Below are 15,758 nucleotides of genomic sequence, written 5' to 3' on the forward strand. Positions count from 1 at the left end.
CGGTCGACGCCCGCGCGGGCGCGGTCAGGTCAGGTGGTCCACGGCCCGGGTGAGGAAGTCGCCCAGCGCGGCGGGGGAGTCGATGGTGAGGTCGGCGGCCTCGGCGACCTCCCGGCCGGTCTCCGGGTTGGCCACCGCCACGCAGATGCCGAGGAACCCGGGGTCGGCGGCGGACCGGGCGCGCAGTGCCGCGAACGCCTTGATGTCGGAGACGTCGTCGCCGAAATACCACGCGCCACCGGCGTCCCGGACCACCTCACCGATGACGAGACCCTTGTCCCGGTCGACGGGGGGCTTGAGTTCCAGCACCATCCGGCCGGCCTGCACCCGCAGCCCGAGCCGTTCGGCCTGCGCCCGCCCCCACTGCTCGACCGCCGGGCCGAGCTGCTGCGCGGTACGCCAGTGCAGCGCCACGCTCAGCCGCTTGAACTCCACGAGCGCCCCGGCGGGCAGTTCGGCGCGGGCCCGATCGGCCAGTTCGGCCATGGTGGGCACCCAGGGCAGCGCGGCGGGTTCGGTGACGGTCTCGCCGCCGGAGTGGCTGTGCTCCAGTCCGTACAGTCCGTAGAGGTCGATCCCGGTGAGGCCGCCGAGGTGGTCACGGAGGAAGTCGACGGGACGGGCTGAGACGATCGCCACCCGCTGCACCACCGGGGCCAGGGCCTCCAGGGCGGCGAGCACCTTGGGTGCGGGGCGTACCGCGGTGGGGTCGTCGTCGACCGGCGCGAGGGTGCCGTCGAAGTCGAAGAAGAGGACGGTGTCGGCGGCCCGCTCGGCGGTGGTACGCCAGGCGTGCTCAGCATCCAGCGGGGTCTGCGGCTGCTGGTTACCCAGATTCAACGGCGGCACGCGCGACAGCGTACCCCGGGGGCGGCGGCTGATTCGTGGCTTCGGAGTGGCTTCTTGACACCGCCGGGGTGTGTGGTCTCTGAATGCCGCTCAGCGTTCGGCGGCTCCCCGTCCCCGCCGTCCCAACGGCACCACGGTGGCCTCCCGGCCCTGGTTGAGCAGGTAACCCTCGACGAAACCGGTGTTCCGGTCGCCGGTGCGGGTCTCGATCTCGTTGAGCCGCGCCACCAGGAACTCGGTGAGCGCGCTGACCCGGTCGTCGAGCCGGTCGTGCAGCTCGGCGACCACCGCCAGGACGACGGCGGTGCCGGCGACGGTCAGGGCGAAGAGGTTGAACACCAGCGGGATCTGCCCGCTCCCCCCCACGCCGACCACCAGGTTCGCGGTCACGCACGCGGTCAGGGAGACTGCCGCGACCACGACTGCCCACCACTTCAGGGTCATGGACAGACCCCTCCTTCTGTCCCGCAGGGCTGAGTTCGGCCTTGTCCCGTCCCCCCGCCGACGACGAGCCCAAGCAGTACGAATAGGGACGCTAGCGTGCCCGTTGCCGGCCCGGAGCGAAACGATCGGGTCTGCTCAGGCGTTCTTTCGCCATCTGAGGAACTACCCGGCCTGCTCTCCACCCTTTCGGACATCGAGCGGGAGAGTGGGGCGGTATGCGAGGTAACGAATGGTTTCTCGGATGTGGAACTTCTCCGCGTCCGACACGGCGGGATCGACCAGCCGGCGCAGCAGCGCCTCGACGTCCGGGTCCATCGGGGGAGTGCCGGGGGCACCCCGGGGGGTGGCGGTGCGGTCCCAGCCGAGGGCGGCGAAGGCTGCGGCCGGGTTGAGGCCCAGCCCCTCACAGAACGCCACCACCCGTTCCGCCTCCGGGTCGCTGGCCCAGTCGCCGCGGACCCACCTGTTGATCGTCTGGCGGGAGACGCCGGTGCGGCGGGAGACCTCGGTTCCGGTCCAGGCGCGCATCGCCCGGGCATCGTCGAGCGCCCGACGAACGAAGGTGGCGAATGCGATCTTCCGGGCGGGGGCGGTCTCGGTCACCCCGAAACCGTACGACCGTAGTGCCCGTCCGGGCTGCCCGGGGCGGATCTTTGTCACGCATATGAGACGGCCTCACCGGGTCGACCGGGTCCGCTCAGGGATCGGTACGAAGGGGTCTCACCTGGGCATAATACCGTCAGGCGAGGCGATCGGGAACCGGACGAAAAGCTGATACTGTCACGCTCATGGGACAACCTACGGTGTGTCACGTGCTTGAGACGATCAGTGCTCACATGCGTCACGCTCCCGGTGCGAGGGGGATCCGGTGACCGAACTCGCGACCCGTGCCCAGGCCTTCGGCCTGATCGCGGAGGGGGTCGCCGCCGGGCTGAGCGCGCCCTGGCGGCTCTACCTCGCCCGGGGCTGCCGCTACCTGTCACTGAGCGTCGGCGACCGCGACGAGTGGAACGCCTGGCGGACCCATCTCGGCTGCCCGGAGATGAGCGTCCGGGTCTACGACGCCGGCGGCGAGATCCGCCGCTCCTCGATGGCCGAGGTCGTGCTGGACGGCTGCCGGATCAGCGTCGAACTGGTCGAGGAGGTCAGCACCGAGGACCTGGAACGGCTGCTGGTCGTCGACCCGAGCCCGGCCGAGCCGGAGGACCGGTGACCCGGCCACCGCGGCCCACCGGAGCCGCCCGATGAGCCCCCTGCTCGCCCTGTTCCTCGTCCTCGTCCTCGGGGCGGCCAGCTACGCCGCCGGCCGGTTGCACGGCCAGCTCAGCTACCGGATCGGGTACCGCTTCGGCTACCGGCAGGGCTACTTCGACGGGGACCGGGGCGCCTGGAACCGGCGGCGGCGCGACGCCCAGGCCGTGCTCGCCTCGGCGCTCACCGCCCCGGCCGTGCCGCCCAACGCCACGTGGCGTCCCGCCCCCGCGGTCCGCCAGGGCACCACGTACACCGGCTCCTCGTTCGCCAGCCCGTCGGGCCCGGTCGCCGGTCGGCACCCGACCGGCACCCTGGTCCGCCGGTCCGGCTGAACCCACAGGAGCCGACAAGCGTCGGTACGGCGTACCGACACCGACCGCGTCGCCCGGTGACGCGGCCGCACCGGCCGGGATGCGCGCAGGGGGCAGGCATCCCGGCCGGTCCGCGCCGCCCACCGGGCGGGGCGCGCCCGCTGCGCGGGAGATCCTCGTCCGCCCTCTAGCCGAGGCGGCCCGGCGCCGCTAGCGTCTAGGCATGACCCGGGGTTTTCCCGGGTCAGCCGGCCGCCCGGATCTGCGACCTCGCGCACGGGGTTCCGCATCCGACCCCGTGTCCCGGGCACCGGAGGAGGCGGAACGCGGATGGCGGATGCCCGTCCGTCGGAGCAGGCCTGTGACGACTCGCCGTACGCCCGCCGGTGTCGACCAGATCCCGGCCGCGACTGCCACGACCCGCCGAGCCACCCGGAGCCGCCGTTCGGCGGCCGCCGCCCCGCCCGGCCCCGAGGAGCCCGGCCCAGCCGGCCAGGTGTTCGTTCTGGACACGTCGGTGCTCCTGTCCGACCCGGCGGCCTTCCACCGCTTCGCCGAGCACGAGGTGGTCCTGCCGCTCGTGGTGATCTCGGAGTTGGAGGGCAAACGACACCACCCGGAGCTGGGCTGGTTCGCCCGCCAGTCCCTGCGCATGCTCGACGAGTTGCGGGTCCGGCACGGTCGACTGGACCGTCCGGTGCCCGCCAACGAGTCCGGCGGCACGCTCACCGTCGAGCTGAACCACTCGGACGACGGCGTCCTGCCCCCCGGGTTCCGCAACGAGTCCAACGACGCGCGCATCCTGTCGGTGGCGCTGAACCTGGCCGCCGAGGGGCGGGAGGTGACGCTGGTCAGCAAGGACATGCCGTTGCGGGTCAAGGCCGCCTCGGTCGGGCTGCGGGCCGACGAGTACCGGCACGGCCAGGCCAGCGATCCGACCTGGACCGGGATGGCCGAGCTGGAGCTGGGTGAGGACGAGATCGGCCGGCTCTACGCCGGGGACTGCCTCGACCTGGACGCCGCCGCCGGCCTGTCCTGCCACACCGGCCTGGTGCTGCACTCCACCCGGGGCTCGGCCCTGGGCCGGGTGCTGCCCGACAAGACCGTCCGGCTGGTGCGCGGCGACCGCGAGGCGTTCGGTGTGCACGGCCGCTCGGCCGAGCAGCGCATCGCGCTGGACCTGCTGCTCGACGAGTCGATCGGGATCGTGTCGCTGGGTGGCCGGGCCGGCACCGGCAAGTCGGCGCTGGCACTGTGCGCCGGGCTGGAGGCGGTGATGGAGCGCCGCCGGCACAAGAAGGTGGTCGTCTTCCGGCCGCTCTACGCCGTCGGCGGGCAGGAGTTGGGCTACCTGCCCGGGTCCGAGTCGGAGAAGATGTCGCCCTGGGCGCAGGCCGTGTTCGACACCCTCGGGGCGGTGGTGCACGAGAACGTGCTGGAGGAGGTCACCTCGCGGGGCATCCTGGAGGTCCTTCCGTTGACCCACATCCGGGGCCGGAGCCTGCACGACGCCTTCGTCATCGTCGACGAGGCCCAGTCGCTGGAGCGGGGCGTACTGCTCACCGTGCTGTCCCGGATCGGGCAGGGCTCGCGGGTGGTGCTCACCCACGACGTCGCCCAGCGGGACAACCTGCGGGTCGGGCGGCACGACGGGGTGACGGCGGTGATCGAGGCGTTGAAGGGGCACCCGCTCTTCGCGCACGTCACGTTGAACAGGTCCGAGCGGTCCCCGATCGCGGCGATGGTGACGGATCTGTTGGAGGACATCCCGGGCTGACCGTCGCGGGCAGGGGGTCGCCCCTCATCGTCCGCATTCACTTTGTGGCACAGGTCACAAAATGGCCGGTGGGTTTCCCATCAGCCTCACTGTGCGCAATCGTGTCCCACGAGCGTCCACGTCCCGGTGGGGGTGTTGGTGACCGTTCGTCCCCCTGGGGGCGCACAGCCACCCCCTGCCGGTGCGTCGGTGGCGACCGGCTCAGGTCGGGGCGCTCGTGGCACGACCGCGTCCGTCGAGGGCCGGTCCGCGCCGCGTCCTTGCCCCCGACGAAGGGACACTTCGTGAGTCGGCTGTGGAGCCGGTTCGGCGCCCGTACGGCCGCTGTCGCACTGCTCTCCGTGGGCGTTGCCGGCGGTTTCTATCTGGGCGAAGACCGGGAAACCCAGCAACAGGGCCTGACCGCGCAGGTCGGCCTCCAGGTCGACCAGGCCGAGTACGACTACCAGCGTGACCGGCAGGCCGACCACCGGCGGGAGTCCGCGAAGCAGCGGTCCGCCGAGTACCAGGCGAAGCTGCGGGCCGCCGCGGCGGCCAAGGAAGCCGCCCAGCGGGCCAAGGCCGCCGAGGCCGCCGCCGCGTCGCGGAAGAAGGAGCGCGAGGCCGAGGCCAAGGCAAAGGAGGAGGACGGGAAGATCAAGTCCTTCGCCGGCCCGGTCCCCGCCTCGTGCAGCTCGTACAGCGGGCACCGCAAGACCGGTTGCGCGATGCTCCTCCAGGCGGGCTTCAAGATCGACCAGATGCCCTGCCTGGACAAGCTCTGGAACAAGGAGAGCGGCTGGAACCCCAAGGCCAGCAACTCCTCGTCCGGCGCGTACGGCATCCCGCAGGCCGTGCCGGGCAGCAAGATGAGCTCGGTCGCCAGCGACTGGAAGACCAACCCGGTCACCCAGATCAAGTGGGGCCTCGGCTACATCGAGGGCCGGTACGACAGCCCGTGCGGCGCCTGGGCCAAGAGCCAGAGTTCCGGCTGGTACTGAGCGACGACCGCAACGGCGGGGCGGGTGGGCGACCACCCGCCCCGCCGTCTGCGTACCCCCGGTGGCGCGGGACCCGGGTGGCGGTCGGCGAAGAATGCTGATAGCCATGGTGGGGTGACCCTGCACCCGACGGGCGGCGACCCCGACCGGTTCGGCACCGAGGCGTTCTACGCATCCCTCGGCCGGGCCTTCGTCGCCATGTGCGCGGTGGTGCCGTTCCTCTTCCTCATCGAGGCCCTCGACCAGGGGCTCGGCTTCGGGCTCGACGTGGCCGCCGGGATCATCCCGCAGCGCGTCCAGGGGCTCGACGGGGTGTTCTTCTCGCCGTTCCTGCACCACGGCTTCGACCACCTCTACAGCAACAGCATCCCGCTGATCCTGCTCGGCACCTTCGTGCTGGCCGCCGGCACCCGCCGCTTCCTCTGGTCCACCCTGGTCATCATCCTGGTCAGCGGGCTCGGCGTCTGGTTCACCGGCTCGCCCAACTCGGTCGTCGTCGGCGCGAGCGGGGTCATCTTCGGCTACCTGGGTCTGCTGTTCACCCGGGGCGTCGTCGAGCGGAGCTGGTGGAACTTCGGGGTGGTGCTGCTGGTCGGCCTGCTCTACGGCTGGCAACTGCTCGGCATCCTGCCCACCGACGAGCGGATCTCCTGGCAGGGGCACCTGTTCGGGCTGCTCGGCGGGGTGGTCGCGGCGATCCTGTTCCGGCGTCGCCGCCCCTACGACCCGTACCGGGAGTACCGGGTGGAGTCCACCCTGACTCCCTGAGCGGACGACCCGCGTGGCGGAGCGGGAATGCTTGCCCGGACCGCGCGCCGGGCCTACCGTCGGCAGCAGCACGCGTCGCCCCGCCACCGGCGCGGCGCACGTTGATCGCCAGCGGAAAGCGACGGTACGCCCATGCGCGAGGTCGATGTCGCCCTGATCGGAGCCGGCCCGACGGGGCTGTTCGCCGCGTACTACGCGGGTTTCCGGGGGCTGTCGGTGGCGGTCGTCGACGCGCTGCCCGAGCCGGGCGGGCAGATCACCGCCATGTACCCGGAGAAGCTGATCCTCGACGTCGCCGGCTTTCCCGCCGTCAAGGGCCGGGACCTGGTCGCCAACCTGCTTGCCCAGGCCGCGCCCTTCCACCCGGAGTACCTGCTCGGCACCCGGGCCGAGAAGCTCGCCCACACCGACGGCCGACCGGTGCTGGGCCTGGCCGGCGGCGAGCAGTTGCGCTGCGGCGCGGTGCTGGTCACCGGCGGGCTGGGCAGCTTCACCCCGCGCCCGCTGCCGGTCGCGGACAGCTTCGTCGGCGGCGGGATCGTCTACTTCGTACCGGAGCCGACCGCGCTGGCCGACCGGGACGTGCTGATCGTGGGTGGCGGTGACTCGGCGTTCGACTGGGCGGCCACCCTGCAACCGCTGGCCCGCTCGGTGACCCTGGTGCACCGCCGGGAACGGTTCCGGGCGCACGCCGCGACCGTGGCCCGGGTGCTGTCGCTGCCGGTGCGGGTCGTGGTCAACGCGGAGGTGACCCGGCTCTACGGCGACGACACGGTCACCGCCGCCGAGATCACCGTCCGGGGCGGGGCGGCCGAGACCCTGCCTGTCGACACGGTGGTCGCGGCGCTCGGCTTCACCGCCGACCTGGGGCCGCTGGCCGAGTGGGGGTTACGGCTGGACCGCCGGCACATCGTGGTGGACAGCGCGATGGCGACCAACCTGCCCCGGGTCTTCGCCGCCGGTGACATCACCGAGTACCCGGGCAAGGTGCGGCTGATCGCCACCGGCTTCGGCGAGGCCGCCACCGCCGTCAACAACGCGGCCGTCGCCATCGACCCGGCGGCCCACCTCTTCCCCGGCCACTCCTCCGACGCCGGCTGACCGGGTCGGGCAGGCTGGGCCCGGGTGCGGGCCGGTCAGGGGCGGTGACGCCCGGCGGGCGGGGTCAGGGCAGGCCGACGAGGTCGGCCATCAGGGCGGTCTGGTGGTCGAAGTAGGCGTCCCGGTGCGGGACGACCGGGTCGAGGCGGCCGAAGAGGTCGAAGCTGATCAGCCCGAAGAGCTGGGTCCAGCCGGCCATGCCCCGGGCGAGCAGGGCCTCGGGCAGGCCGGGGAAGAGTCCGGCGGCGATCTCGGCCAGGTCGGCCCGGACCGGCTCGGGCAGGTCGTCGTCGGGCGGGGTGATCCGGCCGGCGGCCATCCCGTCGCGGAGGATGCCGAGCAGGGTCAGCGGCGGGCGCTGCGCGGGGAGCACGGTGTCGACGGGGGCGGCGTACCCGGGCACGGGGCTGCCGTAGAGCAGGGCGTACTCGGCGGGGTGGGCCAGCGCCCAGGTGCGGGCGGCCCGGCAGACGGCGTGCCAGCGGCCACGCAGGTCGGCCCGGTCGACGGCGGCGTCGGCGGCCTCCACCGCGTCGCCGAGCGCCTGGTACGCCTCGATGATCAGCGCGGTGAGCAGGTCGTCCCGGCTGGGGAAGTAGCGGTAGATCGCCGACGAGACCATCCCCATGTCCCGGGCGACCGCCCGCAGTGACAGGTCGGCCCCGTCGCTGGCGAGGTGGCGGCGGGCCACCGCCTTGATCTCGTCGATCATCTCGGCGCGGAGCCGGGCGCGGATCGAGGAAGCCGGCATACGGCCACTCTGCCACGGAACAGAGCGCCAATCAAAATAGAGAGCACTGCTCTTGACTCGGCGGGTGGGGGCCGGCCATGCTGGACGCAGCTCAACGAGAGCAGTGCTCTCGATTAGGTCTACTGCTTCGAAAGGCTTTCCCATGTCGCTGCACGTGATCGTCGGCGCCGGCCCGGTCGGCACCGCCACCGCACACCACCTCGCCGAGCGGGGCGAACAGGTCCGGCTCGTCACCCGGCGGGGCACCGGCCCCGTCGACCCGGCGATCGAGCGGATCGCCGCCGACGCCGCCGACACCGACCGGCTGACCACCCTCACCGACGGGGCGGTCGCGCTCTACAACTGCGCCAACCCGGCCTACCACCGGTGGGCCACCGACTGGCCGCCGCTGGCCGACGCGCTGCTCACCACCGCCGAGCGCACCGGCGCGGTGCTCGCCACCGTCGGCTGCCTCTACGGCTACGGCCCGGTCGACGCGCCGATGACCGAGGACACCCCGCTCGCCGCCACCGGCACCAAGGGACGGATCCGCAACCGGATGTGGACCGAGGCGCTCGCCGCCCACCGCGCCGGCCGGGTCCGGACCAGCGAGGTACGCGGCTCGGACTACCTCGGTGCCGAGGGCAACTCCCTGCTGCCGCTGGTGCTGCCGAAGGTGCTCGCCGGCCAGCGGGTCCTCCTGCCGGTGAACTGGGACGCCGCGCACACCTGGACGTACGTCGGGGACGTGGTGCGTACCCTGGTCGCCGCCGCGGCCGACGAGCGGGCCTGGGGGCACGCCTGGCACGTGCCGAGCCCCGCGCCCACCAGCGTCCGCGAGCTGGCCGTCCGGGCGGCCGAGCTGGCCGACGCCCCGCCGCCGAAACTGACCCGGCTGCCCTACCCGCTGCTCTGGCTCGGCGGCCTGACCGACCCCTTCGCCCGTGAGCTGCGGGAGACCGCGCACCAGTTCGCCCGGCCGTTCGTGATGGACTCGACCCGGGCCACCACCGTCCTCGGCATCACCCCGACCCCGCTGGACGAGGCGCTGACCGCTACCGTCCGCACCCTCACCGCCACCCTCGGGACGCCCACCCCGGCGGGCGCGACCCCCTGACCGCCGCCCGGTGCGTGGGCCGCAGGCACGGTCGGGTCGGGTCAGCGGCGCGGGACCGGGCCCAGCGCCGCCACCAGCACCGCGACCAGGGTCAGCAGCGCGCCGGCCAGGGTGGCCGGGCCCGGGTGCGACGCCGACGTCGGCAGCACCACGTCCAGCACGACGGCCCCGACGACCTGACCGGCGATGGTGGCCAGCCCCAGCAGCAGCACCCCGGTGAACCGGACGATCGCCGCCGCGACCGCGATGAAGACGATGCCGATCGGGCCACCCAGATACAGCCACGGCTCGGTCGGCAGCGCGCCACCGGGAGCACCCCGGACCGCCAGGTCCACGCCGAAAGCGACAAGCAGGGCCACCGTACCGACGGCGAAGTTGACCCCGGTGGCGACGAGCGCACTGCCCGACGCCGCCCGGACCAGCCCGTTGACCGCCTGCTGCCAGGCCAGCCCCAACCCGGCCAGCAACGGCAGCAGGGCCAGCACCAGGGTGCCCGGGTCGCCGAGCCGGTCACCGACCGCCAGCAGCACGGCCAGCACGGTCAGCACCGCACCGGCCAGCCGGGAGCCCGTCACCGGCTGCCGCCCGCCCGGCCCGATGCCCGCCCGGTCCACCGCCAGGCTGCTGGCCGACTGCCCGGCCACCACCGCCACCGTGAACACCGCCACGCCGAGCGCCCCGATGGTGAGCCCCTGGGTGGCGACCAGGAACGCGCCGCACACCCCGCCCAGCAACTGCCAGGGACGCAGCGCCCCGGACCGCAGCGCCGCGCGCAGGTCGGCCAGGCCGCGCCGCCCCCCGGGCAGGGCCGGGACCAGCACCAGCAGCACCAGCAACCCCACGCCGAAGGAGACCACCGCGGCGGCGATGCCGTCGGCCAGGCGTACGCCCAGCTCGCCGTTGATCCGGGACTGCACGGCCACGCCGACGCCGGCGGCGGTGGCCAACCCGATGCCGGCGACCCGACGGGCGGCGGACAGGACGGGAGGGGCGGCGGTGCCGGAAACTGTCACTCCTGCTCTGCCAGGGGCCTGCCGTCGAAGTCCACCGCCGAATAGAGGGCCAGCTTCTCCAACCGGTGGTACGAGTCGATCACCCGGATCGTGCCGCTCTTGGACCGCATCACGATCGACTGGGTGTACGCCCCGCCCGCCTGGTACCGCACCCCGCGCAGCAGGTCACCGGAGGTCACCCCGGTCGCCACGAAGAAGCAGTTGTCCCCGGTGACCAGGTCGTCGGTGCCGAGCACCCGGTCCAGGTCGTGCCCGGCGGCGAGCGCCTTCTCCCGCTCCTGCGCGTCCTGCGGCCAGAGCTTCGCCTGCATCGCCCCGCCCATGCACTTGAGCGCGCACGCCGAGATGATCCCCTCCGGGGTGCCGCCGATGCCCATCAGCACGTCGACCCCCGACTCACCGCGGGCGGCGGCGATCGACCCGGCGATGTCGCCGTCGGAGATGAACCGGATGCCGGCCCCGGTCCGCCGGATCTGCCCGACCAGGTCGTCGTGCCGGGACCGGTCCAGCACGCAGACGGTGACCTCGGCCACCTCGGTGCCCTTGACCTTGGCGATCCGCCGGATGTTCTCCGCCGGGCCGGCCTCGATGTCCACCACGTCGGCGTAATCCGGGCCGACGGCCAGCTTCTCCATGTAGAAGACGGCGCTCGGGTCGAACATCGCCCCCCGCTCCGAGACGGCCAGCACGGCGAGCGCGTTGGGCATGCCCTTGCTCATCAGCGTGGTGCCGTCGACCGGGTCCACCGCCACGTCCACCTCGGGGCCGGTGCCGTCGCCCACCTGCTCGCCGTTGAACAGCATCGGCGCGTTGTCCTTCTCGCCCTCGCCGATCACCACGACGCCGCGCATCTGGATCGAGTTGATCAGCTTGCGCATGGCGTCGACGGCTGCCCCGTCGCCACCCTCCTTGTCGCCCCGGCCGACCCACCGGCCGGCGGCCATCGCCGCGGCCTCGGTGACCCGGACCAGGTCGAGGGCGAGGTTACGGTCGAGGTCCTGCGGGACCCGCGTCCTGGTGTTCGTCATGGCGGCTTCCTCCTCGCGACGGTGCGGGGTGGGCAGGCGGGGACGCAGGTCGCCCCCTGCCGGCTGTGTCGCTGATCCTCACACGATGCCAGGTCCGGGGGCGGGGCGGGGCGATGGTGGGCGGGATCGCCCCACCGGGCGGCTGCGAGAATGTGCCGGTGGAAGCCGCACAGCCTGCCGACCGCGTACCCGCCGACCCGACCCCGCCGGACGGCCGGCCGCCGGTGCCACCGGCCGCCGACGACGCTCCCACCGGGTCCGCGCCGGGCGGCGGCGCGGGTACGCCGGCCAGCGGCGAGCCCGAGCCGGCCCTCGTGGCCGGCGGCGACCCGGAGCCGACGCCCGTCGCGGGGGAGCCCGAACCGGCGTTGGTCGCCGGGGCCGGGTCGCCGGACCGGGCGGCGACGGCGCGTCCCGGGCGCCCGGGGCGGCCCCGTTCCGAGCGTTCGCCCAAGGACATGGCCCTGTCGCTGCTGGTCCTGCTGGTGCCGATCGCTCTGCTGCTCGCCTTCTACCGGGGCTTCCTCGGCGGCGAGCAGCCCACCACGGTCGACGCCGCCCCCGCCTACGAGCAGGCCCGCGCCGCGAACGTCTTCCCCGTCGCCGAGCCGTCCGGGCTGGGCGACGGCTGGCGGACGGTGAGCGCCAGTTTCCGTACCGTCGACGACGGCGCGACCCTGCGGGTGGGGTATCTCACCCCGGAGGGGCGGGGTGCCCAGCTGGTGCAGAGCACCGTGCCGCCGCAGCGGCTGATCCCCGCCGAGCTGACCGCGCAGGGGCAGCCGCAGGGGCCGGCCGACCTGGGTGGGGCGAACTGGCAGCGGTACACCGGGCGGGGCAACGAGCAGGCGCTGGTGCTCCTCGAACCGAACCGTACGGTGATCGTGGTGGGCGACGCCCGCGACAACGAGCTGCGGGAGCTGGCCGGCGCACTGCGCTGACCGGCGGCGGTACGGGTGGACCGGGCCGGGGGGATTGCGGAAGGCGACGTCCGGGAACAGAAGGGACACGACCCCGGGCCGGTCCGACCGGGCGGGGGCCGTGCGCCGCGCGGGAAGTGTCACGCCCGTGCCGGCACGCCCCCGGTGCCCGCCGGGGGCCGGACGACCCGACTGGAGAACCCGACGTGACCATTCGACGTTTCAGTACGGCGGTCTTCGCCGCAGCGCTGCTCACCCCCGGCCTGGCCGCCTGCAACAACTCCGGCACCGGTGAGGCGGGGTCCTCCGCGTCCCCGTCGGTCTCCGGCAGCGTCGCCCCGGGCAGCGCCTCGCCCGGCACCTCCGAGGCCAAGCAGGCCCTGCTGGACTCCACCAACGAGATCCGCAACGGCAACTTCCGGTTCACCATGAGCGGGGTGGGGTCGACCGCCGAGGGGCAGGTGCACCAGCCCAGCCAGAGCGCCCAGATGAAGCTGAGCATCGGGGACGCGTCGTCGGACCTGATGATGAACCTGGACCTGATCCACGCCAAGCCGGACAGCTGGGTCAAGCTCGACCTGGGCGGCAAGTCCGCCAGCAGCATCCCCGGCGCGCAGAAGCTCAACCTCGGCAAGTACCAGCACCTCGACCAGACCCGGATCAAGGGCAACAAGTCGCTCGGGTTCGACTTCGAGAAGGTCGACCCGGCCGGCAGCGCCGTGCTGACCCAGGGCATCACCGAGGTCCGGCAGACCGGGGAGGGCAGCTACGCCGGCACCCTGGACGTGTCGAAGGCCGCCGAGGCGGGTTCCGTCGACCAGACGGTGATCAGCGCACTGGGCGCGCAGGCGCAGTCGGTGCCGTTCACCGCGAAGCTGGACCCGCAGGGCCGGCTCAGTGAGCTGGTGGTCCAGATCCCGGCCGCCGGCCAGAGCGCCGCGCAGGACATCAAGATCACCTACTCTGACTACGGCAACGCCACCGCCGCCCAGAAGCCCGCCGCCGACCAGGTGGTCGAGGCGCCGCAGGAGTTCTACAACCTGTTCAGCTGAGCGTGTGTACCGACGGCGGGGTGGCCCCGGGGCCACCCCGCCGTCGTCGTCTCCGCCGCAGCACCCGGTGCTGCGGTCAGCCCCGGCTCAGAGCAGTTCCAGGTAGTCGTTGACCCGGTCGTAGGCCACCGTCAGCAGCGTCAGCGGCTCGTCCGAGGCGGCCAGCAGCCGGCGGCACGCGGCGATGTTCGCGCCGGTCGACGGCCCCGCGCCGATGCCCTCGCACTCCATCAGGCGGCGCATCCCGTCGATCGCGTCCGCCTCGCTCACCGTGACCATCTCGTCGATGATCTCCGTGTTGAGCACCGGCGGGATCATGCCGATGGACAGCCCCTGGATGCGGTGCGGGACGAACACGTCGGCGAACATGTCGCACCCCTGCGGCTGCACCCCGAGGATGCGCAGCCCCCCCTGGTGCTGCCGGAGCACCTCGCCGATGCCGGTCAGGTGGCCGCCGGTGCCGATGCCTGCCACGTAGGCGTCCACCCGGGTGCCGTCCAGGTCGGCGATGATCTCGCGGACCGTGGTCAGCCGGTGGATCTCCGGGTTGGCCGGGTTGGCCGCCTGGTTGAGCATCACGTACTCGGGGTGCTCGAACTGGATCTCGGTGGCCAGCTCGCCGTGCGAGTTGTTGCCCCGGGTGCTGTCCGAGAGCCGGACGTCCACCCCGAAGCTGGCCAGCAGGCGACGCTTCGACTCGCTGTAGTTGTCCGGGATGACCAGCACCACCCGGTAGCCGAGCACCGCGGCGGCGATCGCGATCCCCATCCCGGTGTTGCCGCCGGTCGGCTCCAGGATGGTCTGCCCGGAACCCGGCTTGAGCAGACCCTCCCGTTCCGCCGCCCGGATCATGTTCAGCGCGATGCGCATCTTGTGGCTGCCGCCCGGGTTGTTCAGCTCCAGCTTGAGCAGGATCTCCCCGGGCAGGTCGGCGGTGAGCCGGCTGAGCCGCACCAGCGGGGTGCCCCCCACGGTGTCGAGGATCGAGTCACGGATGCCCATCTCAGCCCACCTCCGCCGTACGCCGGTCCGGGCCGGGCAGGAAACGCAGCTCGGTGTACTCGCCGTCGACGCACCGGAACAACCGGGCCTCCCGGACGCCGGTGTCGTCGATGCCGACCACCAACTGCTCCAGCGTCGGATAGAGCGGCACCCCGTCGACGAGCGCGTTGCGCCGGTCCTCGTCGCTGAAGTAGGCCCGCCCGTTGGGGTGCGAGTGGTAGAGCACCACCACCGGGTCGTCCACGTCGAGGTTGTCCTCCAGGTACATCAGGTCGGCCGGGGCCAGCACGTAGCCGGTCGCGGCGGTGCGCGGGAACCGGACCGGGTCCTTGCGGTGCATCTCGTCGGCCGTGTTGCGGGCCTCGTGCACCCGCCCGCTGGCGTGCACGAAACCGCACGCCTCGCCCGGGTAGGCGACCCGGGCGTGCTCGAAGATCGTGTCGAGGGTGGACCCGTCGAGCGTCGCCCCGTCGTCCGGGACCACCGGCGCGGGCGTGGCCGCCGAACCGCCCCCGGTGGCCTTCTTGGTCAGCCCGAACGCGGCGAGCATGACCACCGCGAGGCCCACCGCCAGGGCCGGCAGCGCCGAGTTCTCCAGCAGCGCCGACCCGAACAGCGCCACCACCGGGAAGAGCACGAAGACGTACGACACCAGGACCGCGTCGACGTGCTGGAGCAGGTAGAAGTAGGCGGCGAAACCGATCACCGAGCCGACCAGACCGAGGTAGAGCACCCCGGTCAGCGAGCGGCCGGAGATCGCGCCCAGGTCGGGCCGCTCGACGAACGCCCCGAGCACCACCAGCCCCAGCGCCCCGAGCCCGATCGGCAGGGTCTCCTGGGTGAGCACGTGCACGGTGCCGCCGTAGCGGGCCATCACCGCGTACGTCAGGGCGTGCATGACCGCGGCGAGCAGCACGGCGGCCGGTGCCAGCACGCCCCGGGCGCTGATCCCGGCGGTGAGCTGGACGATGCCGACCAGGCAGCCGAGCCCGACCACCACGCCGGCCCACTGCGTCCAGCTCACCGAGATCCGCGAGATCAGCACCGAGAAGAGCAGCAGGAAGACCACGACCGACGAGAAGATCAACGCCGCCAGGCCGGAGCTGATGTGCTGCTCGCCGTAGTTGATCAGCGCGTACGGGACGGCGATGTAGACCACCGCGATGAACGGCACCACCCAGCGTCGGCCCGGCGGCGGCAGCAGCGACACCCCCGGCGCGGCGAGGCAGACGGCGAGCAGGAACGGGAAGGCCACCAAAAAGCGCAACCCGGCCGCGGTGATCGGCGGCAGGGTTTCCACGCTCATCTTCATGCCGTACCAGGTGGTGCCCCAGATCAGGCACACCAGCAGGTAGAGCAGCCCGAGCTGCCAGCGGCCGGCGCGGGCGCCGGTGTGGTTCGTCATCTCATCT

General features: G+C 72.9%; 17 protein-coding genes. 9 read left to right on the forward strand and 8 right to left on the reverse strand.

Annotated features, from left to right (window positions below):
• Window positions 1-24: 24 nt before the first annotated feature.
• The 3 genes from otsB to JQX11_RS25540 form a co-directional block, all read right to left on the reverse strand.
• Entirely contained in the window at window positions 25-849 is an 825-nt protein-coding gene (otsB, locus tag JQX11_RS25530) for a trehalose-phosphatase (RefSeq protein WP_204927483.1), read from the reverse strand.
• Window positions 850-939: 90 nt separating this feature from the next.
• Entirely contained in the window at window positions 940-1,293 is a 354-nt protein-coding gene (locus tag JQX11_RS25535; protein WP_204927484.1) for a hypothetical protein, read from the reverse strand.
• A gap of 162 nt (window positions 1,294-1,455) precedes the next feature.
• Window positions 1,456-1,896 carry an XRE family transcriptional regulator gene (locus JQX11_RS25540; protein ID WP_204927485.1) on the reverse strand — a complete coding sequence of 147 codons (441 nt, stop codon included), beginning with the start codon at window positions 1,894-1,896 and terminating at the stop codon, window positions 1,456-1,458.
• Window positions 1,897-2,161: 265 nt separating this feature from the next.
• Here JQX11_RS25540 and JQX11_RS25545 point away from each other — a divergent pair, with 265 nt between their 5' ends.
• The 6 genes from JQX11_RS25545 to JQX11_RS25570 all read left to right on the forward strand — a co-directional run bounded on the left by JQX11_RS25545 (window position 2,162) and on the right by JQX11_RS25570 (window position 7,484).
• Window positions 2,162-2,506, forward strand: coding sequence for a hypothetical protein (locus JQX11_RS25545; RefSeq protein WP_088643976.1), 345 nt, complete (start codon window positions 2,162-2,164; stop codon window positions 2,504-2,506).
• 31 nt (window positions 2,507-2,537) lie between these two features.
• Window positions 2,538-2,879 carry a hypothetical protein gene (locus JQX11_RS25550; protein ID WP_204927486.1) on the forward strand — a complete coding sequence of 114 codons (342 nt, stop codon included), beginning with the start codon at window positions 2,538-2,540 and terminating at the stop codon, window positions 2,877-2,879.
• Window positions 2,880-3,219: 340 nt separating this feature from the next.
• The gene (gene phoH2 / locus JQX11_RS25555; protein WP_204927487.1) at window positions 3,220-4,635 is read left to right on the forward strand and encodes an RNA 5'-3' helicase PhoH2; all 1,416 of its coding nucleotides are present in this window, start codon (window positions 3,220-3,222) and stop codon (window positions 4,633-4,635) included.
• Window positions 4,636-4,919: 284 nt separating this feature from the next.
• The gene (locus JQX11_RS25560; RefSeq protein ID WP_204927488.1) at window positions 4,920-5,615 is read left to right on the forward strand and encodes an aggregation-promoting factor C-terminal-like domain-containing protein; all 696 of its coding nucleotides are present in this window, start codon (window positions 4,920-4,922) and stop codon (window positions 5,613-5,615) included.
• Between the two features lie 114 nt (window positions 5,616-5,729).
• Window positions 5,730-6,383: a rhomboid family intramembrane serine protease gene (locus tag JQX11_RS25565; RefSeq protein ID WP_088643980.1), complete on the forward strand. Its 654-nt coding sequence runs from the start codon at window positions 5,730-5,732 to the stop codon at window positions 6,381-6,383.
• Window positions 6,384-6,515: 132 nt separating this feature from the next.
• Complete coding sequence (locus JQX11_RS25570) at window positions 6,516-7,484, forward strand: NAD(P)/FAD-dependent oxidoreductase (RefSeq protein WP_204927489.1); 969 nt, start codon at window positions 6,516-6,518, stop codon at window positions 7,482-7,484.
• A 64-nt stretch (window positions 7,485-7,548) separates the two neighbouring features.
• On the opposite strand, the gene JQX11_RS25575 is transcribed toward JQX11_RS25570, so the two are convergent.
• On the reverse strand, window positions 7,549-8,235 hold the full coding sequence (locus JQX11_RS25575) for a TetR/AcrR family transcriptional regulator (RefSeq protein ID WP_204927490.1): 687 nt from the start codon (window positions 8,233-8,235) through the stop codon (window positions 7,549-7,551).
• Window positions 8,236-8,377: 142 nt separating this feature from the next.
• Here JQX11_RS25575 and JQX11_RS25580 point away from each other — a divergent pair, with 142 nt between their 5' ends.
• Window positions 8,378-9,331 carry an NAD-dependent epimerase/dehydratase family protein gene (locus JQX11_RS25580; protein ID WP_204927491.1) on the forward strand — a complete coding sequence of 318 codons (954 nt, stop codon included), beginning with the start codon at window positions 8,378-8,380 and terminating at the stop codon, window positions 9,329-9,331.
• Window positions 9,332-9,372: 41 nt separating this feature from the next.
• On the opposite strand, the gene JQX11_RS25585 is transcribed toward JQX11_RS25580, so the two are convergent.
• Complete coding sequence (locus JQX11_RS25585) at window positions 9,373-10,344, reverse strand: DMT family transporter (protein WP_204927492.1); 972 nt, start codon at window positions 10,342-10,344, stop codon at window positions 9,373-9,375.
• Window positions 10,341-11,372, reverse strand: a complete 1,032-nt coding sequence (gene glpX, locus JQX11_RS25590; RefSeq protein ID WP_088643985.1) for a class II fructose-bisphosphatase — start codon at window positions 11,370-11,372, stop codon at window positions 10,341-10,343. Before glpX ends, JQX11_RS25585 begins: the two co-directional genes overlap by 4 nt.
• Before the next feature lie 158 nt (window positions 11,373-11,530).
• On the opposite strand from glpX, the gene JQX11_RS25595 reads away from it, so the two are divergent.
• Together JQX11_RS25595 and JQX11_RS25600 are read left to right on the forward strand one after the other, a co-directional pair.
• Window positions 11,531-12,313 carry a DUF4245 domain-containing protein gene (locus JQX11_RS25595; protein WP_204927493.1) on the forward strand — a complete coding sequence of 261 codons (783 nt, stop codon included), beginning with the start codon at window positions 11,531-11,533 and terminating at the stop codon, window positions 12,311-12,313.
• 185 nt (window positions 12,314-12,498) lie between these two features.
• Window positions 12,499-13,344, forward strand: coding sequence for a hypothetical protein (locus JQX11_RS25600; protein ID WP_204927494.1), 846 nt, complete (start codon window positions 12,499-12,501; stop codon window positions 13,342-13,344).
• Between the two features lie 87 nt (window positions 13,345-13,431).
• Here JQX11_RS25600 and JQX11_RS25605 read toward each other — a convergent pair whose 3' ends face one another.
• The gene (locus JQX11_RS25605; protein ID WP_204927495.1) at window positions 13,432-14,346 is read right to left on the reverse strand and encodes a PLP-dependent cysteine synthase family protein; all 915 of its coding nucleotides are present in this window, start codon (window positions 14,344-14,346) and stop codon (window positions 13,432-13,434) included.
• Window position 14,347: 1 nt separating this feature from the next.
• Window positions 14,348-15,751 carry an EamA family transporter gene (locus JQX11_RS25610; protein ID WP_204927496.1) on the reverse strand — a complete coding sequence of 468 codons (1,404 nt, stop codon included), beginning with the start codon at window positions 15,749-15,751 and terminating at the stop codon, window positions 14,348-14,350.
• Between the last annotated feature and the right edge of the window lie 7 nt (window positions 15,752-15,758).

The organism is Micromonospora humida, from assembly GCF_016901255.1.
In the GTDB taxonomy this organism is placed as follows: Bacteria; Actinomycetota; Actinomycetes; order Mycobacteriales; family Micromonosporaceae; genus Micromonospora; species Micromonospora wenchangensis.